This window comes from Desulfobulbaceae bacterium DB1 (assembly GCA_001914235.1).
Lineage (GTDB): Bacteria > Desulfobacterota > Desulfobulbia > Desulfobulbales > SURF-16 > DB1.
In genome coordinates this window covers 32,470-52,536 of record MQUF01000007.1, presented here as the reverse complement: position 1 = coordinate 52,536, position 20,067 = coordinate 32,470, and the positions used below count along the sequence as shown (strand labels likewise).

Annotated in this window: 17 protein-coding genes; 9 read left to right on the top strand and 8 right to left on the bottom strand. The window is 55.4% G+C overall.

Features of this window, described 5'->3' with window-relative positions; translation table 11 throughout:
* Positions 1–15 precede the first annotated feature (15 nt).
* A complete protein-coding gene (locus BM485_08850; GenBank protein OKY75365.1) occupies positions 16–876 on the bottom strand; it encodes a hypothetical protein in 861 nt (286 codons plus the stop codon).
* Between the two features lie 187 nt (positions 877–1,063).
* Between BM485_08850 and BM485_08845 the strand changes: the two genes are divergently transcribed.
* Complete coding sequence (locus tag BM485_08845) at positions 1,064–1,822, top strand: hypothetical protein (protein ID OKY75364.1); 759 nt, start codon at positions 1,064–1,066, stop codon at positions 1,820–1,822.
* 55 nt (positions 1,823–1,877) lie between these two features.
* Here BM485_08845 and BM485_08840 read toward each other — a convergent pair whose 3' ends face one another.
* The gene (locus BM485_08840; protein ID OKY75363.1) at positions 1,878–2,891 is read right to left on the bottom strand and encodes an AmmeMemoRadiSam system radical SAM enzyme; all 1,014 of its coding nucleotides are present in this window, start codon (positions 2,889–2,891) and stop codon (positions 1,878–1,880) included.
* Between the two features lie 398 nt (positions 2,892–3,289).
* On the opposite strand from BM485_08840, the gene BM485_08835 reads away from it, so the two are divergent.
* Positions 3,290–5,191, top strand: a complete 1,902-nt coding sequence (locus BM485_08835; protein OKY75362.1) for a bifunctional homocysteine S-methyltransferase/methylenetetrahydrofolate reductase — start codon at positions 3,290–3,292, stop codon at positions 5,189–5,191.
* Between the two features lie 16 nt (positions 5,192–5,207).
* Positions 5,208–5,789: a hypothetical protein gene (locus tag BM485_08830; GenBank protein OKY75361.1), complete on the top strand. Its 582-nt coding sequence runs from the start codon at positions 5,208–5,210 to the stop codon at positions 5,787–5,789.
* 31 nt (positions 5,790–5,820) lie between these two features.
* Here BM485_08830 and BM485_08825 read toward each other — a convergent pair whose 3' ends face one another.
* Positions 5,821–6,216 (bottom strand): hypothetical protein, encoded by a 396-nt coding sequence (locus BM485_08825; protein OKY75360.1) that lies wholly within the window; start codon positions 6,214–6,216, stop codon positions 5,821–5,823.
* Between the two features lie 175 nt (positions 6,217–6,391).
* Here BM485_08825 and BM485_08820 point away from each other — a divergent pair, with 175 nt between their 5' ends.
* Entirely contained in the window at positions 6,392–6,604 is a 213-nt protein-coding gene (locus BM485_08820; protein ID OKY75359.1) for a hypothetical protein, read from the top strand.
* Positions 6,605–6,656: 52 nt separating this feature from the next.
* Here BM485_08820 and BM485_08815 read toward each other — a convergent pair whose 3' ends face one another.
* From BM485_08815 to BM485_08800, 4 genes are all read right to left on the bottom strand, one after another.
* Complete coding sequence (locus BM485_08815; protein OKY75358.1) at positions 6,657–9,293, bottom strand: hypothetical protein; 2,637 nt, start codon at positions 9,291–9,293, stop codon at positions 6,657–6,659.
* The gene (locus BM485_08810; GenBank protein OKY75357.1) at positions 9,293–10,120 is read right to left on the bottom strand and encodes a hypothetical protein; all 828 of its coding nucleotides are present in this window, start codon (positions 10,118–10,120) and stop codon (positions 9,293–9,295) included. The genes BM485_08815 and BM485_08810 overlap by 1 nt, the downstream gene beginning before the upstream one ends.
* A gap of 116 nt (positions 10,121–10,236) precedes the next feature.
* Complete coding sequence (locus tag BM485_08805; protein ID OKY75412.1) at positions 10,237–11,316, bottom strand: hypothetical protein; 1,080 nt, start codon at positions 11,314–11,316, stop codon at positions 10,237–10,239.
* Positions 11,317–11,569: 253 nt separating this feature from the next.
* Positions 11,570–13,150 (bottom strand): hypothetical protein, encoded by a 1,581-nt coding sequence (locus BM485_08800; GenBank protein OKY75356.1) that lies wholly within the window; start codon positions 13,148–13,150, stop codon positions 11,570–11,572.
* A gap of 132 nt (positions 13,151–13,282) precedes the next feature.
* Here BM485_08800 and BM485_08795 point away from each other — a divergent pair, with 132 nt between their 5' ends.
* On the top strand, positions 13,283–14,524 hold the full coding sequence (locus BM485_08795; protein ID OKY75355.1) for a hypothetical protein: 1,242 nt from the start codon (positions 13,283–13,285) through the stop codon (positions 14,522–14,524).
* 2 nt (positions 14,525–14,526) lie between these two features.
* On the top strand, positions 14,527–15,180 hold the full coding sequence (locus tag BM485_08790) for a hypothetical protein (GenBank protein ID OKY75354.1): 654 nt from the start codon (positions 14,527–14,529) through the stop codon (positions 15,178–15,180).
* A 34-nt stretch (positions 15,181–15,214) separates the two neighbouring features.
* Here BM485_08790 and BM485_08785 read toward each other — a convergent pair whose 3' ends face one another.
* Positions 15,215–15,448 (bottom strand): hypothetical protein, encoded by a 234-nt coding sequence (locus BM485_08785; GenBank protein OKY75353.1) that lies wholly within the window; start codon positions 15,446–15,448, stop codon positions 15,215–15,217.
* Positions 15,449–15,773: 325 nt separating this feature from the next.
* Between BM485_08785 and BM485_08780 the strand changes: the two genes are divergently transcribed.
* From BM485_08780 to BM485_08770, 3 genes are all read left to right on the top strand, one after another.
* Positions 15,774–16,841: a lipopolysaccharide heptosyltransferase I gene (locus BM485_08780; protein ID OKY75411.1), complete on the top strand. Its 1,068-nt coding sequence runs from the start codon at positions 15,774–15,776 to the stop codon at positions 16,839–16,841.
* 412 nt (positions 16,842–17,253) lie between these two features.
* Positions 17,254–18,336 carry a Ni/Fe hydrogenase gene (locus BM485_08775; protein ID OKY75352.1) on the top strand — a complete coding sequence of 361 codons (1,083 nt, stop codon included), beginning with the start codon at positions 17,254–17,256 and terminating at the stop codon, positions 18,334–18,336.
* A gap of 24 nt (positions 18,337–18,360) precedes the next feature.
* The gene (locus BM485_08770; protein OKY75351.1) at positions 18,361–20,061 is read left to right on the top strand and encodes a hydrogenase 2 large subunit; all 1,701 of its coding nucleotides are present in this window, start codon (positions 18,361–18,363) and stop codon (positions 20,059–20,061) included.
* Positions 20,062–20,067: the final 6 nt, after the last annotated feature.

The window sequence follows — 20,067 nt, the reverse complement described above, 5'->3', positions numbered from 1 at the left end:
GTTTTGTTATGATGGTCAGGCTGGGTCAAATGCGGGGAGCAATGCTGGCTTTTGGGAGTTTTTTTCCGTTTCCGTTAAAAAAGTTGCCAGCCCCTCCTGGTAGAATTTGCCGGAAAGAAGAAAACCCGCATTGTGATTGCCGTTTATCTGTAAAAAGGTTTTCGGCTCATGCGCGGCGGCAAACAGGGCGCGGCCCTGGCGAAACGGCACTATCTCATCTTCCGTACTGTGAACGATGAGAAGAGGACAGGTGATATTTTTCACCGCGGCCAGGGTGTCATAGCTGAAACGGCAGAGGAGGGCGGCCGGAAAAAAAGGATAGAGGGCGGCTGCCATTTCCGGCGCCGAGGTAAAAGTGGATTCAAGGATGCAGGCGCGTGGCGCCTTGCGGCTGCTCAGCCAGGCGGCGACGGCGCCGCCCAGGGAACGGCCGAAAAGAATGATGCGGCTTGGGTCGATTTCCCGCTCCGTGAGGAGGTACTTCCAGGCTGCTTCAGCGTCAAGATAGGTTCCTGCTTCCGTCGGTATTCCTTGGCTTTCCCCGTATCCCCGGTAGTCGAAGATGAAGAGGGGGTGGCCGAGGCGGTGGATGATGTCGATGGTTTCCAGCCGGTGGGAAATATTCCCGCCGTTGCCGTGGCAGAAAAGAATGACGCTTTTGTCGCTGTCGGCGGGAATGAACCAGCCATGGAGCCTGACCCCATCGGCGGCGGCAAAAGTGACGGATTGATAGGGGAGGCCGATCTGGGCCGGAGTGGTGAAAATGGTGCGGTCGGGAAAATAGATGAAGCGCCCCTGGTTGACGAACAGGGTGGCCCCGAAGCAGAGATAAATCGCAACAAAAAGAAGAATGAGTGACAGCAGGGACGTGGACATGGCAGGTATCGTTACAGATGAAAACCGTTTTTGCTTTTTGTATGTGGGTATCGGAAATTATTGCTGAATTATAACAGATTTCTCTGTAAAGTCCTTTACAATCGATTCTGATTGGAGAAAAATAGGAGGATATGGTTGCATATCCAAATGATGTGTTGCGCGTGAAACATTTATTTAATGAGGTGTCATGATTATGAAAATGCAATTAAGTGTCGCCATGTGTCTGCTTTTTCTTTCTGTTTTCACCCTCACCGGCTGCGTCACACCCGGCACGCAGGCAACGGTTGCTTCCGGACAGGCTTCTCCGGACATCGGCCAGGTTCAGGCCCAGGCCTACAACGGACCCCAGGCGAGAATCGCCGTTGCCCGGTTCAAGGACAAAACAGGCGGAGGATGGTGGAACGGAAACATCGGTGACGGCATGGCGGATCAGCTGACCACCGCCCTGTTCAACACCAATCGGTATATCGTGCTTGAGCGTCAGGCCCTTGAAGATGTCATGTCGGAACAGGACCTTGGTGCCTCCGGCAGGGTGCGGTCCGATACGGCGGCTGAAATCGGCGCAATCGAGGGGGCCGAACTGCTGGTTGTGGCCGCGGTAACCGAATTTGAGGGCGCCGCCTCCGGAACCCAGGGCGGATTGAGCGGCGGCGCGGCCGGCGTTATCGGCGGGCTGCTGGGGGGATTTAAGAAATCCCATATGGCCATTGACATGCGCATCATCGATGCGAAAACATCACGGGTGCTTGCCGCCACCAGTGTTGAAGGCGAGGCGACCGACGTCAACCTGGGCGGGCTGCTTGGCGGGTACGGCAGTTCCGGAGCCCTGGCCGGCAGCCTCGGCGGCTGGAAAAACACCCCCACGGAAAAGGCGTTACGGATCTGCATTCAGAAAGCGGTTGATTTTATCGTGACAAAAACCCCCCAGAACTATTATCGCCATTAATTTTTTTGTCCGAGGCGATGCCCTGCCGGGGGTATGGAATGGTGGAAATTCCGCGTTACTGCCATACCCCTGCAATTGTTTCTCCGCAGGAGGGGCAACGGCCTTCCTTGATTTTGTTTTCCCGGATGCGGAAGCCGAAACGGCTGATCAGTTCCGTGCCGCAGGAAGGGCAGGAGGTGTTTTCCCCGCCCTCGCCGGGAATATTGCCTTCGTAAACAAAGCGCAGCCCCTCGCCAAGGCCGATTTCCCTGGCCCGGCGCAGGGTGGCCGCCGGCGTCGGCTCGTGGTCCGTCATCTGGAAGGTCGGGTAAAAGGCGGTGACATGCCAGGGCATGGCCGGGTCAACCTCCTTGATGAACCGTGCAATGGCGCGCAGTTCATCGTCTGAATCGTTCCAGCCTGGAATAACAAGGGTGGTCACCTCCACCCAAACCCCCAGTTCACGCATGAGGCGCACGGTGTCGAGCACCGGCTGCAGCCGGGCTTTGCAGACCTCCTTGTAGAATTTTTCCGTAAAGGCCTTGATGTCGATATTGATGCCGTCCAGCACCGGGGCCAGATGCCGGGTTGTTTCAGGCGACATGTAGCCGTTGCTGACAAAAACGTTTTTTATCCCGTTGTCGCGCGCCGGCACGCAGCAGTCGTAAGCGAATTCATAGAAGATGGTCGGCTCGACGTAGGTGTAACTGATGCTTTGGCACCCGGAACGGAGCGCTCCGGCAACTACTTCCTGCGGACTGGTCTCGCTGCCGGTGATGGCGCCGTCATTCATGCGTGGATACTGGGAAATCTGGTAGTTCTGGCAATGCAGACAGCGGAAATTGCAACCCACCGTGGCAATGGAGTAGGAACGGGAACCGGGCAGCAGGTGGAAGAGCGGCTTTTTTTCTATGGGATCGATGTTTTCCGAGATCAGCCGGCCATAGACCAGGCTGTACAGGATGCCGCCCCTGTTTTCCCGCACCCGGCAGATTCCCCGTTTGCCCTCCTGGATCCGGCAGTGATGGTTGCAGAGGTCGCAGATGACCTCTGTGTCCTTTTCCGTATGGTAAAACATGGCCTCTTGCATAACAGCCTCCCTGATTTTGGTCGTTGCTTTCTCCGGATGGTGACGGATTCGGGAAATGTTTGTTTTTCACCACGGAGCTCGCAGAGATATTTCTTTTAATTACAGTCTGATACCTCTGGGAGCACTGTGTTCTCCGTGGTAAATTTTCAGCCGTTGCCGGACAATCCATGTTGCCCCCTGAACAGGTACGATCTTTTTTATTATACTCATTTTGCGGCAGGGATTGAGAGGTATTTTTGTTTTATCAGGTCAGGGCAAGGTGAAGTTGCCTGCTGTGGCCGCTTTTATTTACTATCAATCCATTCTCTGTTAAAGTGGGTCAATGGCGGCGGGCGAAATTGCGGCTGCCGCCATGGTTTTGCATAACAACATCATCAACAACCATTGCGGGACAACCAATGAAAGTCGCTTTTTCCGATTATATTAAGGAGCATGTCATCCTGGGGGATGGGGCTTTTGGAACCTATCTTTTTGAAAAAGGGATAGATTTCGGGAAAAATATCGATCTGCTCAACATCAAGAACCCGGATCTCATTTATTCGGTTCATGAGGAATATATCCGGGCAGGCAGTCAACTCATTGAAACCAATACCTTTGGCGCAAACAGCTTTAAGCTTCAGGCCGCGGGCAAGGAAGATCAGATTGCCGAGATCAACCAGGCCGGAGCGCGTATTGCGGTCAAGGCCGCGGGGCATGATGCGTATGTCGCCGGCTCGGTGGGGCCGACGGGTATCGAGTTTCCCCTGATTTCAGGTGACATTACGGTTGAGGATATCAAGGCGGCCTTTGCCCTGCAAATGGGCGCCCTGGTGGAGGGAGGGGTCGATCTCCTTATTCTGGAAACATTTACCCATCTTGAGGAAATGCTGCTGGCCATTGAAACCGCCCGGCAGGTCGGCAGCGGATTGCCCATTGTCGCGCAGATGGTCTATCCGGCCCAGGGAAGAACCGCCCGCGGCATTGACGCCCTTGAATGCGCCCGGGCGGCCTTGGCTGCCGGCGCCACGGTTGTCGGCACCAACTGCGGCAGGGGCATTGACGCCATGTCCATGGCTGTCTCCCGTCTGATGCCGCTTGCCGACGAGCATGTGCCGCTTTCCGCCTTTCCCAATGCGGGACTGCCCGAGGTTATGGGCCATCGCATGGTGTATCCGGCCCAGCCTTCCTACATGGCCAGGCGTGCCGCTGAAATGCTGAAGATGGGGGTGCGTCTCATCGGCGGCTGTTGCGGCACCACCCCGGCCCATATTCATGAGTTTCGCAAAACCCTGAAACTCCGGCACAAAAAAACGCTTGATGCCAAGAGTGTCCCGGCAGCTCCCCTTGAGGAAACGCCTGCCGCCCCAGCCGGATTAAAAAGAAGCGGCCGGGGCGCTTTTCTCGATAATCTGCCGGAGGACAGGCTGCCGGTTCTGGTTGAACTGGACCCGCCCACCCATCTTGATATCGACAATGTGCTGGCAGGGGCCCGTTCCCTGGCCGCCAGCGGGGTGGACGCCGTAACCCTGGGGGAAAATCCCCTGGCCATCCTCCGGGCCGGCAACATCGCCCTGGCCCATCGCATCAGGGAGGAAACCGGCGTGCAGGTGGTACTGCATCAAACCTGTCGTGACCAGAATGCCCTGGGGCTTCAGTCCCATATCATGGCCGCCCATATCCTGGGGATCGAGGCGATCCTTGCCGTTACCGGTGATTCGGCCAGTTCAACGGACCAGCCCGGGGTAAGCGGAGTCTTTGACGTCAACTCCCTTGGGCTGATCCGCATGATCAGCCAGTTCAACCAAGGGCTCAACATGGCGGGGCAGTCCATCAAAAAACCGACCCGTTTTTCCATCGGCGCGGCCTTCAGTTTTCGGCCGTCCAACCCCACCATGCAGATCACCAGGTTGGAACGGAAAGCGGCCCAGGGCGCTCATTTTGTCATGACCCAGCCTCTTTTCGATAAAAACGCGGTGGAGGCCATGGTGGAACAGACAAGTCATCTGAATCTTCTTGTTTTTCCAGGGATTTTTCCGCTTATTTCGGCTCGTAACGCCGACTTTCTCCATAATGAGGTGCCGGGAATTTCCATTCCGGCCGAGATCCGGAAAAAATTGTGGAGTTATGCCGAGGTGGCTGACCAGCGCAAGGCTGCTTTGGAAATCACCGAGAAGCTGATTGCCGATCTTGCCTCGTTTGTCGATGGGCTTTACATTATCAGCCCGTTGAACAAGTGGGAAATCGCCGAAAATTTCGTCAAGCAGATTCGTCTGGCCGGATGGAAGGGAAGCGGCAGGGCCGCGATGAAAACGGCTCCATGAAAACCAAAGGCTGTTCATGCAAAAAAAACGAATTCTGATTGTCGATGATGAACCGATTGTTCTGAAAAGTCTCCAGTGGGGATTGACGGAACAGGGATACGCGGTCGAATGCGCGGAAAGCGGCGAGCAAGGGCTTGAGATGCTTGAGCGTGATTCGTATCATCTGCTGATCAGCGATTTGTTGATGGAGGGAATTGACGGCATTGAACTGATTAAAAAGGCCCGGGCGCTGTATCCCGATATGGCGGTTTGCCTGCTCACCGGTTATGCCGACCTTTCCTCCGCCATTGAGGCGCTGCGGTTGGGTGCTGATGACTATCTGATGAAACCGTGCGAGCTGACTGAACTTTTTCTGCGGGTTGAGCGGGCCCTGGCCCGGGAGGATCTGCGCAAGAAGATTCGCTATTTTGAAAATATCCTGCCGGTTTGCGCGGTCTGTAAAAAGATCCGGGATGATACCGGCAAGGAGCCGGGAGAAGGTGATTGGGTCAGTCTTGAAGACTATCTGCGACGCAAAACCGGGGTGGAGATCAGCCGGGTTCAGTGCGACCAGTGTGGAAAGAAGGAAAAAAGGAAGGAGGAGCCGTTCCTGAGATAACAGTTGTCTTTCGCATCATTTGCGTGGCGGTTTAAAGCGTCGCAGGGTGCACTGATTTGATGCTTTCATTGATTTTTTCCTGCAAGCTCCGATCGCCGATGAGCTGCCGGAGTTCTTGCAGCTCTCGGGCAATCAGTCGTTCCCGCTGGCCGGCAATATCGGCGAGATTTTTCTGTCGGGATGATTCCAGCGTTTCCAGAACCATCAGATCCGCCGCCAGATTGAAATTTCCCCTGTCCCGCAGAATGACCGCGGCCCAGAGCAGATGAGCGGACGGCGGGTTGATCTTCGGGTCCCGGGGCCAGAGTGGAGACGGCTGCCGGATAATGGCCGCTTTTTTGATCAGTGCCCCGCGGAGACGTTGATGCAGGGAGGATGTTCCCGGCATTTTTCCTGCCTGCAATGCGGTGATCATTTCCGAAAACATGCTGCACTCCTGTCCTTTTTCGGGAGAGAATATCAAATACCTCAAATAGTTAAAGTGCCTAAAGTGTCTCAAGTTAAAGGTGTCATATGATGAGAAAGCGCTGTAAATTCAAGCGATTGAGGCACTTTTCCCGTACCGCAATTCCGGTAGCAAAGTAAAATCTGCCGGGATCAGGTTGTCTGAAGTTGTCAAAAAAAAAATTTTAATGCAAACAAAAAAAGGAGAAAAAATGTCAATCATCAAAAAGCTGATGGGGGTTTGTCTGGTATCTGTTCTGGCAATGAGTCTTGCCGCTTGCAGTGAAGAAGGTTCGGCGGAAAAGGCGGGCAAGGAAGTTGACAAGGCATTTGATTCGGCAAAGGAAAAAGTTCACGATGCGACCAAATAACCGGGCGAGGTGAACAGAAACTTCCTTTTCGTCAAGGCGGCGTGGTGAGCCGTCATTCTTGATTGAGTTCCTGCAGCGACCTGGTCAGGCTTTCAATGGTATAGGGTTTCTGCAGGAATTTGTTCGCGCCGAGCTGCAGCACCTCTTCAACCCGCGCGTCCTGGCGGAATCCGGACACCAGCAGCACCTTCACCGCGCTGTTGATTTTGCGCAGTTCCACGTAAGTCTCCCGTCCCCCCATCACCGGCATGACCAGGTCAAGCAGCACCGCCTTGATATCGTCCTTGTTGTCGCGATACACATCAACCCCTTCCCGGCCGTCATTGGCGATGAGCACCGTATAACCCACTGATTCGAGAATGGCGCGGGAGGTTTCCCGCAGAACCTCGTCGTCGTCGATAACGAGAATCGTGCCGCTGCCCTGATGTATTATCGGTTTTTTGTCCCCGTTCGCCGCCAGAGGATCTCTTTCCAGCAGCGGGATATAGACGGTGAAGGTCGAACCGAGCCCTTCCTCGGAATAGACGTCGATAAATCCTTCAATCTGCTTGACGATGTTGTAGGCCATGGCCAGGCCGAGTCCCGTTCCCTTGCTTTTTTCCTTGGTGGTGAAAAATGGGTCGAATATTTTGGAGACGGTCTTGGTGTCCATGCCGATTCCGGTGTCATTGACGGAAAGCTGCCAGTACACGCCTTGCTTGGCTTCCGGGTGGGTTTTTTGAAAAAAAGGGTCCGCTTCTATTTTCGCCAGTCCCACCGTCAGGGTGCCGCCCCATGTTTCATTTTCCCGCATGATGGTCATGGCATGGACGGCATTGATGCAGATGTTGAGAATGACCTGTTCGATCTGGGTCGGGTCGGCCATGACATAGGCCGGCGTCGTCGCCGGCCGGGTGACGATTTTGATCGATTTGTCAAAGGTGTTTTCCCCGATTTTACGGATGTGTTTGATGGCCAGGTTGAGGTCGACCGGCACCATGTTGACTTCCTGTTTGCGCGACAGGGCCAGGAGCTGGCGCACCATGTCGGCGGCACGGAATCCGGCGCTGTTCATCCGGTCGAGATATTCCCGCAGTTCGTGCTCGGCAATGATTTCATGATTGTCCAGACGGAACTGGATCAGGGAAAGATTGCCCAGGATGCCGCCAAGCACGTTGTTGAAGTCGTGGGCCAGACCGCCCGCCAAGGTGCCCACTGACTCCATCTTTTGGGCCTGGCGCAGCTGTTTTTCCTTCATTTCGAGTTCCGTGATGTCGTCAAGCCTGATGGTGACGCCTTCCACCCCGTTGGCGATCAGGGGGAAAATGGTGAGGTTGTATGTCTGTTCGTGCGGGTGATTCATCTGCTCGCGGTGCAGCTTGATCGACTGTCTGCTGTTTTTGCTGTTCTGGATGAGCTGCCGGTATTTCAGGAAAAAAGGCACTATTTCCCATATCTTTTTCCCCATGGCCTCGGAGGAGGAGATGCCGGTTGCCGCGTACGCCGCGCTGTTCCACTGGGTAATTTCCGAATTTTCATTCACCGTCACCAGCATGGACGGCATGGACTCGATGATGTTGTTGAGGTAGTTGCGCATGCGGGCGATCTCTTCCGCCGCGTTCTTTTGCCTGGTGATGTCGCGCAGCAGCCCTTCATATCGAACGACCCTGCCGTCGCTGTCCTTGATCGCCTGGCAGGACAGGGAAATGTGGATATGTTCGCTGTCCTTGCGAATCATTTTCACCTCGTAGTCCTTGATGGAGATGTGGCCGCTGATGAGTTTCCGGAAGGTTTCCGTGCTTTGCTGCGAGGCGAATATGTCGGAAAACAGATTGCGGTTGAGCAGTTCGTCCCGGTTGTCATAGCCGAAAATGGCCACCATGGCCGGGTTGATGTCTTGAAAAACACCATCCGCGCCGCAGGCGAAAATCCCCTCCATGGCCCGCTGAAAAAGGTGGCGGTATTTTCGTTCCGATTGCTGCAGTGCCTCCTCCCGGGCGGCAATGGCCCGTGCCATGACGATCAGCACGTTGGAGAATTTTTCCAGTTCATACACTCCGCGTGGGGAGGGCGGCGAGACATCGAAGTTTCCCTGGCTGATGCTTTCTGTTAACCGCATGAAGCTTTGCACCGGCCGGGACAACATGCGGGAAAGAAAATATCCGAGGACAACGGCGAGCAGCCAGAACATCATCCCGGTCAGGACGCCTCTTTGCGTGATGAGGTTGACATGGGCCGTCATTTCCTCCAGAGACAATTCAACCGTGCAATATCCCATTCGTTCATCGCCAAGCTGGATATTGGAATCAATAAGAAGCCTGTTGCTCCGGCGGTCAAAATGGATGCAGTTCCGGCCGTCCTGCAGCAGGCATGGTCCTTCGTGCGTATGCTGCATGGTGCCGCCCAGCTTGTTGAGATCGCTTGACGCCAGGATGTGCCAATCCGTGTCGCTGATTTCAATGGATTGAACGTTGGGCAGGGTGGCCAGCTCTTGCGTCAGTTCCAGCAAGGGCGCGAAATTTTCCGTAATGATGTGGTCGACCGCGGAAACCGTGATGTTGCGGCTTATGGTGAGACCGTATTCCGACAGACTTTTGACGGTATGGTCCTTATACTGGCGGGTGTACAGCAGGGTCATTGCCGCGGTGAGCAGCAGGGCCACGGCGGAGATGGAAAAGATCAGGTAGGTTCGGATTCGGAAGGAGGCCATTATTGGGTGATATCTCGGTGCATCTCGATTATTTTGCGAAACGATTCGTAATCCGATTCCCGGGCAGGGACGATTTTCTCAAAACGGAGGCTGTCCAGCAGTTTTTTGTCGGCGGGATCATCCGCGGTGATGTCGAGAAGCACCTCCAGTATCAGTTCCGCCATGGAGGGGGGCATGTCGTTTCTGACAACAAAGGGAAACTGGGGGATTGCCGGCGAGACGGCGAGAACACGCAGTTTGTCTCGCACCGCCGCAAACTGCTCTCCGTCAAGTTGATCGACGCGAATGAGGCCGGCGTCATACTCCTTGTTCAGGATGCCGAAGATAATCGAGTCCACCTTGTTTAAAAAGTTAATGGTCACGTTTTCCGGTGCCGTAATACCCATTTCATCCAGCTTGATTTTGAGAAAAATGTATCCGGCATAGGAATGGGGGCCGATGGCGGCGATTTTTTTCCCCTTCAGCTGGGCAATGGTCGTAAGGTCGCTGTCCCGGCGGACGATGACTCCGCCGTAAAACGAGGGTTCGCCCCGGGCAATGATATGGTAACCGGCGGGCTGCATATGGAAAAAACAGGTGACGCAGGGAAGAGCGAGGTCGTACTCCCCCTGTTTCCCCCGTTCAATGTAGGTATGCCAATCGGGAGCGGAGACAAGCTCTACTTTTTTGCCCGTTTTTTTCTCAATGCTCTTGGCAATGGGACCGAAAAGCTCAAAAGTCGCGCGCGGGGACTTGTAGGGAAAGACGCCGAATTTGATCACCGTGCCCGGATCATGGGCACCGCCCTTGGGCGGCAGGCAAATAAAGGAAAAGAGGAAAAGCAGCATGAAGACGAAGGCCGTTGCCTGGGGATTTTTCCTTGTCCGGACCATTATCGTTTACCATGGAGCCTCTTTCAAAATGAACAGCCTACAAGGCTGTCCACAATTTGATCTTTGACAATCTATCCGATCAGGCGTAGGAGCTGATCCGCAAACAGGGTGATGACCCCGAACATCAAGTGCTGGGTCACCTTGCAGTGTCCCTTGACCATGACATTGTTAGCGCCGAAGTCTTCTTTCAATCGGCTGTTTGCCCGTTCCGCGCTGGACCGGATTTTATAGCGCTCTGCCTCGTGCGGTGCCATGGGGACAACCTCTTGGCCGCGGCCATTCTTATCTGTGATTGGAACATGGCCGAACTTCCGGCTGGTCTCCTCGATCCGCTTGGCATCGTAGGCTGCATCCATCAAATCGTAGAGATAGGTCACCTTTCCGCTGGTCAACTTGATCAGCGGAATCGCTACCTGGCTGTCATGCAGCGAAGCAGAGGTTACAAGGGCACTGATTGGCAGGCCGATATCGTTGATGTCCAGATGCAGCTTGAAACCGTTCCATGATATTTTGTACCCCTTGGCGTCCTTCTTGGTGCCACGATCACAGGCAACCGGCAACTCACCAATGGCTTCCTCGGCACTCTGGCGGACCTGACGGTCAAGCCGCTTCTCGATGGCCGGCGTCCGTTGCTCGCCTTTGGCGGGACGCCCCCTCTTGCGAGGCTTCTTCGGCTCCCTGGCCACCTTCTTCGCCGCTTTCTCACGTCCGGCAATGGCCGTGGAGTCCCGGCTGATGTGTCCGACAAGCTCTTCGCCAAGGTATTCCTTCACCAGTGCATCATGGACCCGCCCACCAAGACTGCCGGCGGCAAATTCGGCAAAGGCCCGCGACAAGGTAGGCTCCGACGGGATAGCATTGGAAGTGGCAAATCCGCATATCTGCCGCAGATTCCCTGCTGATTGCAGAGCCCGACGCAGGTCGCTGGTCGTCGGATATCGGTAGAGCGCCTTTGCCACGAATGCTCGGGCGCAAGCCTGTCGGTCAAGAGGCTTGCGCCCGGGATACTGATATCGACGTATGTTCCTTGGTACGTGTTGCTCAACCTGGATAATCTCCAGAATAGACACCAGGCGTTCCTCCTGCGCGGTGAGCGGAGCTTGCAAACATTTGTTCAGATGGGGAAACAGACTTCTTTGGACATACCCCATCAACCATGATATTTTGTCGGTGAGCTTCACGGCGTTCTCCTGTGTTCTGTTTTGCTGGTTACAAAACAATACCAGAAAACGCCGTGAAGTTCAATTATTTCAATATGTTACGCGATAATATCTTTTGTGTGGCGCGTCTCGTCATTTTGAAAGAGGCTCCATGAATTATGTTTTATGCAGACAGCGTTTCTCCTTTCAGCTTAGGATTTCATAAGTTGAAATGTCAAGCCGGAAGTAACGGTATCGCGCGAAATTAAGAAAAGTTATTATTTGTTTTTTTTGGCTCCCGAGTCGTTTGCTCGCCTCTGTTGTCACGGCCCTGATAGAAATTGGCCCAGGATGAGCTGCCGTTGAGCAGCCAATTGCGGGGCGGCTCAAAGCTTTGGGCATCTTCATCCGGGGAAGCGGATGAGGGATTTCTTTCGTAGGCCTTGACGTAGAGACATCGTTTTTTGCCTGGGTACACTTCGCACCAGCCGTCGCGGCTGCCGCCGCATGGCCCGTTCAGCATGTATTTGGCACAGCCCGATTGGGGGCAGAGGTAGCCGTGGCCGGCCAGGGTGCAGTCACCGCAGTTCTGGCAGTCGAAAAGGAGAAATTTGGACACATGCTCCAGGGCGAAAAACGGTTTTTTTAAACAGGAATCATGCAGGGCCAGGCAACTTGTCCGGCAGAATGGGAAGAGCGGGCTCCGCGGGTCAAATGCCGCGTTGTGCACCAGCCGGGCCAGGGAGAAAACGGGGCGGAAGGCTGCAAACCCCTGGCCGCATTGGTTCATTTCCTCGCGGTTCAATCCGGTATGCTCATCTTTATGGAAGAGGTAAAATCCTTCCTCCGGCCAGAAATTGACATCACCCACCAGTTCCCCTGCCTGCGGCAGGTACTTCCGCGCCTCGGTGAGCATGAAATCGAAATCCTCCATCCGCAGCCCCGGTCCGCCGATATGGGCGCCGTTGTAATCCATGTGGCGGAGGATGGCCAGCAGTTTGGCCGCCCTGGTCAGGCGGGCTTTTTTCCCTTTGTCGGCCGCTGTTGCTTCTTTTTGCATTTCACGATACAGCTTTTCGGAAACAATGCAGCCGGGCACGCCGCCCTGGTACATGATTTCCGCAAGCTTCAAGGTGGGGACAAAAACGCTGCCCAGCACGGGCAGGCGCAGATCATGCCGTTGCATGAAAAGCAGTGCTTCATGATATTTGCGGGCGTCAAAGCCAAGCTGGGTAATGACGTAATCGGCGCCTGCGGCTATTTTTCTCCGCAGTTTGGCGTACTGCATGAGTTGTTCCGCCTCGGTCAACTTGAAGGGAGAAACGGCAACACCCTTGAAAAAGGCGGTGGGCTGATTTTCATGGCGGATAAACCGGCCCTGATTCATGAGACGGAGCATATCCACCACATGAACGCTGTCCAGGTCGAAAACAGGTTTCGGGTGGCCGCTGTAGCCCTCCTTCGGGTAGTCGCCGGAGATAACGAGCAGGTTGTGCAGGCCGCGTCGGTCCCAACCGAAGAGCTGGCTTTCCATTTCATTGCGGTTTTTGTCCTTGCAGGAAAAATGGCTGATGACATCGAGCCCCATGGCCTTGATTTCCAGGCCGAGCACCTCCGGGGAAAGGGCGGGACTGCCGCCCGCATTGTCGGTGATGCTCACCGCCCGGATCCGTCCGTCAAGGGCGAGATCACGGGCCAGACCCAGGGTGCGGTCGATCCGGCGGTTGCGTCCGCCGCGACTCGGTACCAGCTCAAAGGTGATGGTGAATTCCTCCGGGCTGTGCAGCGAGCGCTGGAAGGGGGAGAAAGGGGGGGCCCCATCTTTGTCTTTACTTTCTTCGGTCATATTGGTTTATTTCAAGAATCAAGAATCAAGAATCAAGAATCAAGAATCAAGAATCAAGAATCAAGAATCAAGATTCAAGGTTCAAGATTCAAGGTTCCGGATGCACTAAAATTTTCAATTATCAAGATAGATATGAATTCACAGCTTCTGCTTGTTCTGCTTGTTTACCTGCTCATTAAAGGGGTGGAAAACATTGTCGCCCTGGTCAACCTGCAGCATCTGCGCCGCTATGGTCATAAGGTGCCGGCCGGTTTCAACGGTTTTGTCGACGATGCGACGCTGTCCCGCATGCGGGATTACACGGTTGATCATAACCGGGTGAATTTCCTTTCTTCCGGACTTGATGTGCTGATAACCCTGTTTTTTATCTTCGGCGGTCTTCTTGACCTGTATAATTCCTGGCTGGCCGGTCACGGCTGGTCAAATGCGGTGAGCGGTATCTGTTTTTTTCTTTTTCTTTTGTATGGGGGCTTTGTTTTGCAGATCCCTTTTGATCTCTATAAAACATTCGTCATCGAGGAAAAATACGGTTTCAACCGCCGGACTTTTCGGCTGTGGCTGGCCGATACGGTGAAGGAACTGCTGCTCACCACGGTTATTTCCGTTTTTCTGCTGTGGGTCACTTTTCGCCTCATGGTCTGGCTGCCCGGTTTCTGGTGGCTGTTTCTTTGGGCGTTCATGCTGCTGTTCAAGCTCTTCATGCTCTACCTGTCACCTTATGTGATTGAGCCCCTTTTTAATAAGTTTACGCCGATTAATGATAAAAAGCTTGAGGAAAAAATCAAGGATCTGCTTGCCGGGGCAGGACTTTCGGTTTCCAGGGTGTTCACCATGGACGCCTCAAAGCGGAGTGGTCACGGGAATGCGTACTTCAGCGGTATCGGGCATGCCAAGCGGATTGTCCTGTTCGATACGTTGCTCGCCAAAAACAGCGAGGATGAGATTCTGGCCATTCTGGCCCATGAAGCGGGGCATTGGAAGAAAAAACATATTTTGAAACGACTGGTGCTGATGGAGGTGGTTTCCTTTGTCGGGCTTTTTTGTGTCTGGTGGTTCATGCAGAATAATGTATTGCTCGACATCTTCTCCATCAAGGAGCCGACCCTGTACGCCAATCTTCTGCTGGTGGGGTTCTGTGCCATGCTGGTTGCTTTCCCGGTGAAGCCGCTGTCCGGTTATCTTTCCAGAAAACATGAATGGGAGGCGGACGCCTTTGCCGTCGAGCTCTTCGGCAAACCTCATGCCCTGGCCCGCGCCCTGGTGAAGCTGGGCCGCGACAATCTGGCCAATCTCCATCCGCATCCCTGGCAGGTTGCGCTCTATTACGGCCATCCGCCGCTGCCGCAGCGGGTGAAAAAATTGATGGGGGACTGAACATGACGGGCCGCAAATGGCGGGAAAATTCGGCTGTTTTTCACGAGATGGCGGCTGAATATGATTCCTGGTTTGAGGACAGTTTGCTTTTCAACATTGAATTGGCCGCCTTGCGGGAGTTGGAAACTCCTCTTGCAGCGCCGAAATTCGAGGTGGGAGTGGGGCCGGGACGTTTTGCCCGTGCCCTTGATGTCGACTTCGGCATTGATCCGGCCCTTGCACCGCTTGTCTTGTCAAACCGGCGGGGGATTTGCGTGGCGCAAGCCATCGGCGAAGAGCTGCCCTTGGGTGATTGCCGGGTGGCGACGGTGTATCTGCTTTTTACCCTCTGCTTTCTGGCAGACCCGCAAAAGGTCATGGCTGAATGCCGGCGGGTGCTGCAACCAGGCGGCCATCTGGTGCTCGGCATGGTGCCCGCAGGCGGGGCATGGGGTCGGGCCCTGCAGGCCAAGAAGGAAAAGGGTCATCCTTTTTACCGGAATGCGTCGTTTCACCGGGTGGATTTGATTGCCTCCCGGCTGCGGGAGGCCGGTTTTTGCGTGGCGGAGGAGCGTTCTTCCCTTTTTCAGAAGCCGGAGGAATTAAAAGAGATGGAACATTCCCGGCCCGGAGGTGATGAAAGTGCCGGATTTTGCCTGCTGGTGGGGAGAAAATGATATCGGCGTGATATGGCCGCGTTCGACCGCCGCTTTATTCGTCTGTTTTTTCTTGTTCTTCCAGCCAGCTCTTGCGTTCCTTGAGGAATTCCGAGACGAGAAAGGCTGTGCCGGTGACGATCAGGGCGGAAGCGATCAGGGTGGGAATCCAACTTGTTGATTTTGAATATTGATGCCCGTATTCCGGCAGTTCCCGCTTGCAGTAGCGGCAGACAATGGCGTTGCTGTAGATATTTTCCTTGCAGTACGGACATTTTTGCATGTTCATGGTGAACTCCGTATAAATTCATGTCACCTGTGGTGAGTCGATCAGGGGAAGCGGCATCTCTTTTGAATCTATCGTGCCGAGTTGTTGCTGTCAACCCCGGATATTTACAAATGTAGGGAGTGAATACATTGTCCGGTCGGTGCCGCGCCGCTGTCCGCTTCCCGGCCGTCGCTCCTGTTTGCGGTTGTTTCCCGCCCGGTGATCTGTTATAAAGGCGCCAGCCGTGCCGGCTGAAAAAATTCCGCCTCTTGCACCGCTTGCCGTTGTTGTGCTCAGGGGTCACTCTTAACCATCTTTTTTGTCACTCACCAGAAAACTGTTGCCCGTGCATATTCTTATCGTCAAGACAAGCGCCATCGGCGATGTCACCCACACACTCCCGGCCCTTCACGCCCTGCGTCGCCATTATCCCGCGGCGCGCATCGACTGGTTGATCGAGGAGGCGGCAAGCGGGCTGATCGTCGGCCATCCGGCTCTGGATCGTCTGCTGATTTCCAAACGTCGGAAATGGATGGATACGCTGCTCCATGGCCCCGGCCGTCTTTCCGCCTGGCGGGAACTGACCGGTTTTATTCGTGAACTGCGGAGCAGGCGTTATGATCTGGTTATTGATTTTCAAGGCTTGCTGAAAAGCGGCATTTTTGTCGGTTTGAGCCGGGGCAGGCGCAAGATCGGTTTTGGCCGGGGCATGGATCATGCCGAATGCAGTTATCTCTTTTTAAACGAAAAAGTCCCGCCGGTGGACATGAACATCCATGCCGTCCGGCGCGAGTTGCTGCTGCTTGAGGCCATCGGCGTCACATGCGATGAGGTGGTGTTTGACCTGCCCTTGCAGGACGGACATTTTCAGGAAATCGCCGCGTTGCTTCGCGCCGGGGGGATCGATGATCCGTCCCGGGTGGTGCCGATCAACCCCCAGGCCACCTGGCCGACCAAACTGTGGGACAACGGCAAATTCGCCCAGGTCGGCGACTGGCTGGCGGACCGCGGTCTGCATGTTGTCTATACCGGCGGCAGGGGGGACAAAATGGTGATTGATGACATCATCACCCGGATGCGGTGTCCGGCGATCAACCTGGCCGGGGAAACCTCCCTGAAAACCCTGGCCGCCCTTTACAAAAAGGCGCCGCTGGTCATCTCCACCGATACCGGCCCCATGCATATCGCCGCCGCGGTCAATACCCCGGTGGTGGCCGTGTTCGGTTCCACCGCGCCCTGGCGCACCGGTCCTTTTGGCGAGCGTCATCAGGTGGTTCGCCTAGATCTCCCTTGTTCCCCCTGTCTGAAAAAAGAGTGCCGTCATCACAGCTGCATGGAGAAGCTGCCCGCTGAAGCGGTGATCGATGCGGTTCAAAAAATTCTTTCCGCCGGAACGATCTCCTGTAAACCGTAACTGCAGAACTCCTGATGTTGTAACGTAATTTCAGTAAGTTGTATCACCACTTCGGATTCCGGCCTGTTGCCGGTTTTAGTGACTGAAATACTTCAAGTACTTCAAATACTTCAAGTGCCTAAAGTGCCTAAAGTTTAAGGTGTTATCTGATCAGAAAGTACCGCCACTTCAAGTACATTAGGCACTTTTCTCGAACCATAATTTATTTTTTTTCAATTCTTGCGGCTGCCATTCATTCCTACTGTTTATGCGTAGAACTACCTAAAAAATGTTTGACTTCTTTTGGGATTTCGTATTGTAATAAATGAGGAAGAAATGGAGCACCGCTGTATCGGCATGTCGTAGAAATGATGCCGTCCTGATTTTCCTGAAACAATATGGTCAGTGCTTGTGACAAGAAAAGGAGGTCTTCATGTCGAAAAAAGAAGATGAACACATCCCGCCGCTCCAGTGCAGCCGCCGTCTTTTTCTGAAGGGCTGCACCATCGCCGCTGCTGCCCTTGGATTATCGGAGGTCATGGTCCCCCGGTTGGTGGAGGCGGCGGCCAATCCCCAACGGCCGCCGGTGATCTGGCTCCATTTTCAGGAGTGCACCGGCTGCACGGAATCTCTGCTGCGGGCGTCCCATCCTGATATCGGCCGCCTGTTGCTTGATCTCATCTCCCTTGATTACCATGAAACGGTGATGGCCGCGGCAGGGCACCAGGCAGAAGAGCTGCTGAAACAAACCATCGAAAAACACAGCGGCAAGTTTATCTGCGTGGTCGAAGGCGGCATCCCCACCAAGGACAACGGCATCTACTGCAAGATCGCCGGGCGCACGGCCATGGATATCCTGGCCGAGGTGGCGCCCAAGGCCGCGGCGATCATCGCGGTGGGCAGCTGCGCCGCTTACGGCGGCATCCAGGCGGCCGAGCCGAACCCCACCGGCGCGGTGGGCGTGCAATCGCTTGTTCACGGCACGCCGGTCATCAATATTTCCGGCTGTCCGCCCAACCCGGTTTGTCTGCTGGGAACCATTCTCCATTACCTGACCTTCAAGCGTCTGCCCCCTGTCGATGGCCTGGGCCGACCTCTTTTCGCTTACGGCCGCAAGATTCATGATCAGTGCGAACGACGGGCCCATTTTGACGAGGGCCGTTTTGCCGAACAGTTCGGCGATGCCGGTCATCTGCAGGGCTATTGCCTGTACAAGGTGGGCTGCAAGGGGCCACAGACCTATGCCAACTGCCCGGTGGCCCGCTTCAACGATGTCGGGGTCTGGCCGGTGGGGGTGGGCCACGGCTGCGTCGGCTGCACGGAGCCGGATTTTTGGGACACCATGACGCCCTTTTACGAGAGGCTGCCCGGTGTTGCCATTCCCGGCGGCGACGGTATTGTCACTGGTGCGGGAAGTGCCGGCAAGAAAATTCTCGCCGTTACCGGTGCGGCCATCGGTATCCACGCGGCGGTGGGCATCGGGAAACGCCTTGTCAAAGGCAAGAAAGAAGAATAACCCGGACAGGGGAGGAGAACGGACATGGCGCAGCGAATTACCATCGATCCCATCACCCGGATCGAAGGACATTTACGGATAGATGCGGAAGTGGAGGGGGGCAGGATCAGCAAGGCCTGGTCCTCGGGTCAGATGTGGCGCGGCATCGAGGTCATCCTCCAGGGTCGGGATCCCCGGGATGCCTGGCTTTTCACCCAGCGGATCTGCGGCGTCTGCACCACGGTGCACGCCCTGGCCTCGGTGCGGGCGGTGGAAAACGCCCTTGGACTGGAAATACCCATCAACGCCCATTATGTCCGCAATATAATCATGGCGATCCATGCCCTGCATGATCATATCGTTCATTTTTATGTGCTGTCCGCGCTCGACTGGGTGGATGTGGTTTCCGCCCTCCAGGCCGATCCGGCTAAGACGGCGGCGCTGGCCCAGAGTCTTTCCGAATGGCCCGGCAACAGTGTCAAGCGTTTCAAGGCGGTACAGGAAAAGGTGAAGGCGCTGGTGGACAGCGGCCAGCTCGGTCCCTTTGCCAATGCCTACTGGGGCCACCCCGCCATGGTCCTGCCGCCCGAGGCCAATCTCATGGCGGTTTCTCATTACCTGGAGGCCCTTGATTATCAGCGCAAGGCCACCCAGGCGCTGGGCATCATTTCCGGCAAAAATCCGCATGTGCAGAATCTGTCGGTGGGCGGGGTGACCACCGCCATCAATCTCGACAACGAGGCGGCCCTCAATATGGAGCGCCTTTACTGGGTGAAGCAGCTGGTGGAGGAGGTGCGCGGCTTTATTCAGCAGGTCTACCTGCCTGACGTCATCGCGGTGGGCGCACTCTATAAGGACTGGCTGCCGTTCGGCGCAGGCGTCACCAATTATCTGGCCGTGCCGGACATGGTGCTGGACACCAAGGGCACACAGTTTGATCTGCCCGGCGGCACCATCATGAACGGCGATCCGGCCTCGGTGAAACCGATCAGCAGTTTCAGCGACCCCTATTTCAGGGACAATATTGTCGAGGGCATCACCCATTCGTGGTATGACGGCGACTGGTCGCGCCATCCCTATGAAGGGGAGACGGTGCCCAAATACACCGATTTTCAGGATGACGGCAAGTATACCTGGCTGAAAGCCCCACGTTTTCTTGATAAGCCGATGCAGGTGGGGCCGCTGGCGCAATTGCTGGTGGGCTATGCCCTGGGCCACCGGCAGACGGTCACCAATGTCAATGACGCCCTGAGCCGGGTCAGCGCCGTGGCCGGAGTCACGGTGGGCGCCGAGGTGCTGCATTCCACCCTGGGGCGCCATCTGGCCAGGGCGGTGCGCGCCTCCATGCTTGCCGATCTGGCGTTGAAGCACTGGCAACTGCTGGTGGACAATGTCGGACGCGGCGATCTGGCCATCTTCAATCCGCCGGTCTTTCCCAAGGGAGAACAACGGGGTTTCGGCTTCCATGAAGCGCCCCGGGGTTGCCTGTCCCACTGGATCGTCATCAATGACGGCAAGATCAAGAATTATCAATGCGTGGTGCCTTCCACCTGGAACGCCGGACCGCGGGACAAAGCCGGTCAGCCCGGCCCCTATGAGGCGTCGCTGGTGGGCAATCCCGTGGCGGACCCGGAGAAACCGCTGGAGGTGCTGCGCACCATCCATTCCTTTGATCCGTGCATTGCCTGTGCCGTTCACATGCTGGATCCCGGAGGCAGGGAGCTGGTCAACGTGAAAGTCGTTTAGGGGGTG

Bases quoted from the DNA above. Each gene is read 5' to 3' on its own strand.
- BM485_08850 (OKY75365.1), bottom strand. From the start codon at position 876: ATGTCCACGTCCCTGCTGTCACTCATTCTTCTTTTTGTTGCGATTTAT.
- BM485_08845 (OKY75364.1), top strand. From the start codon at position 1,064: ATGATTATGAAAATGCAATTAAGTGTCGCCATGTGTCTGCTTTTTCTT.
- BM485_08840 (OKY75363.1), bottom strand. From the start codon at position 2,891: ATGCAAGAGGCCATGTTTTACCATACGGAAAAGGACACAGAGGTCATC.
- BM485_08835 (OKY75362.1), top strand. From the start codon at position 3,290: ATGAAAGTCGCTTTTTCCGATTATATTAAGGAGCATGTCATCCTGGGG.
- BM485_08830 (OKY75361.1), top strand. From the start codon at position 5,208: ATGCAAAAAAAACGAATTCTGATTGTCGATGATGAACCGATTGTTCTG.
- BM485_08825 (OKY75360.1), bottom strand. From the start codon at position 6,216: ATGTTTTCGGAAATGATCACCGCATTGCAGGCAGGAAAAATGCCGGGA.
- BM485_08815 (OKY75358.1), bottom strand. From the start codon at position 9,293: ATGGCCTCCTTCCGAATCCGAACCTACCTGATCTTTTCCATCTCCGCC.
- BM485_08810 (OKY75357.1), bottom strand. From the start codon at position 10,120: ATGCTGCTTTTCCTCTTTTCCTTTATTTGCCTGCCGCCCAAGGGCGGT.
- BM485_08805 (OKY75412.1), bottom strand. From the start codon at position 11,316: ATGGGGTATGTCCAAAGAAGTCTGTTTCCCCATCTGAACAAATGTTTG.
- BM485_08800 (OKY75356.1), bottom strand. From the start codon at position 13,150: ATGACCGAAGAAAGTAAAGACAAAGATGGGGCCCCCCCTTTCTCCCCC.
- BM485_08795 (OKY75355.1), top strand. From the start codon at position 13,283: ATGAATTCACAGCTTCTGCTTGTTCTGCTTGTTTACCTGCTCATTAAA.
- BM485_08790 (OKY75354.1), top strand. From the start codon at position 14,527: ATGACGGGCCGCAAATGGCGGGAAAATTCGGCTGTTTTTCACGAGATG.
- BM485_08785 (OKY75353.1), bottom strand. From the start codon at position 15,448: ATGAACATGCAAAAATGTCCGTACTGCAAGGAAAATATCTACAGCAAC.
- BM485_08775 (OKY75352.1), top strand. From the start codon at position 17,254: ATGTCGAAAAAAGAAGATGAACACATCCCGCCGCTCCAGTGCAGCCGC.
- BM485_08770 (OKY75351.1), top strand. From the start codon at position 18,361: ATGGCGCAGCGAATTACCATCGATCCCATCACCCGGATCGAAGGACAT.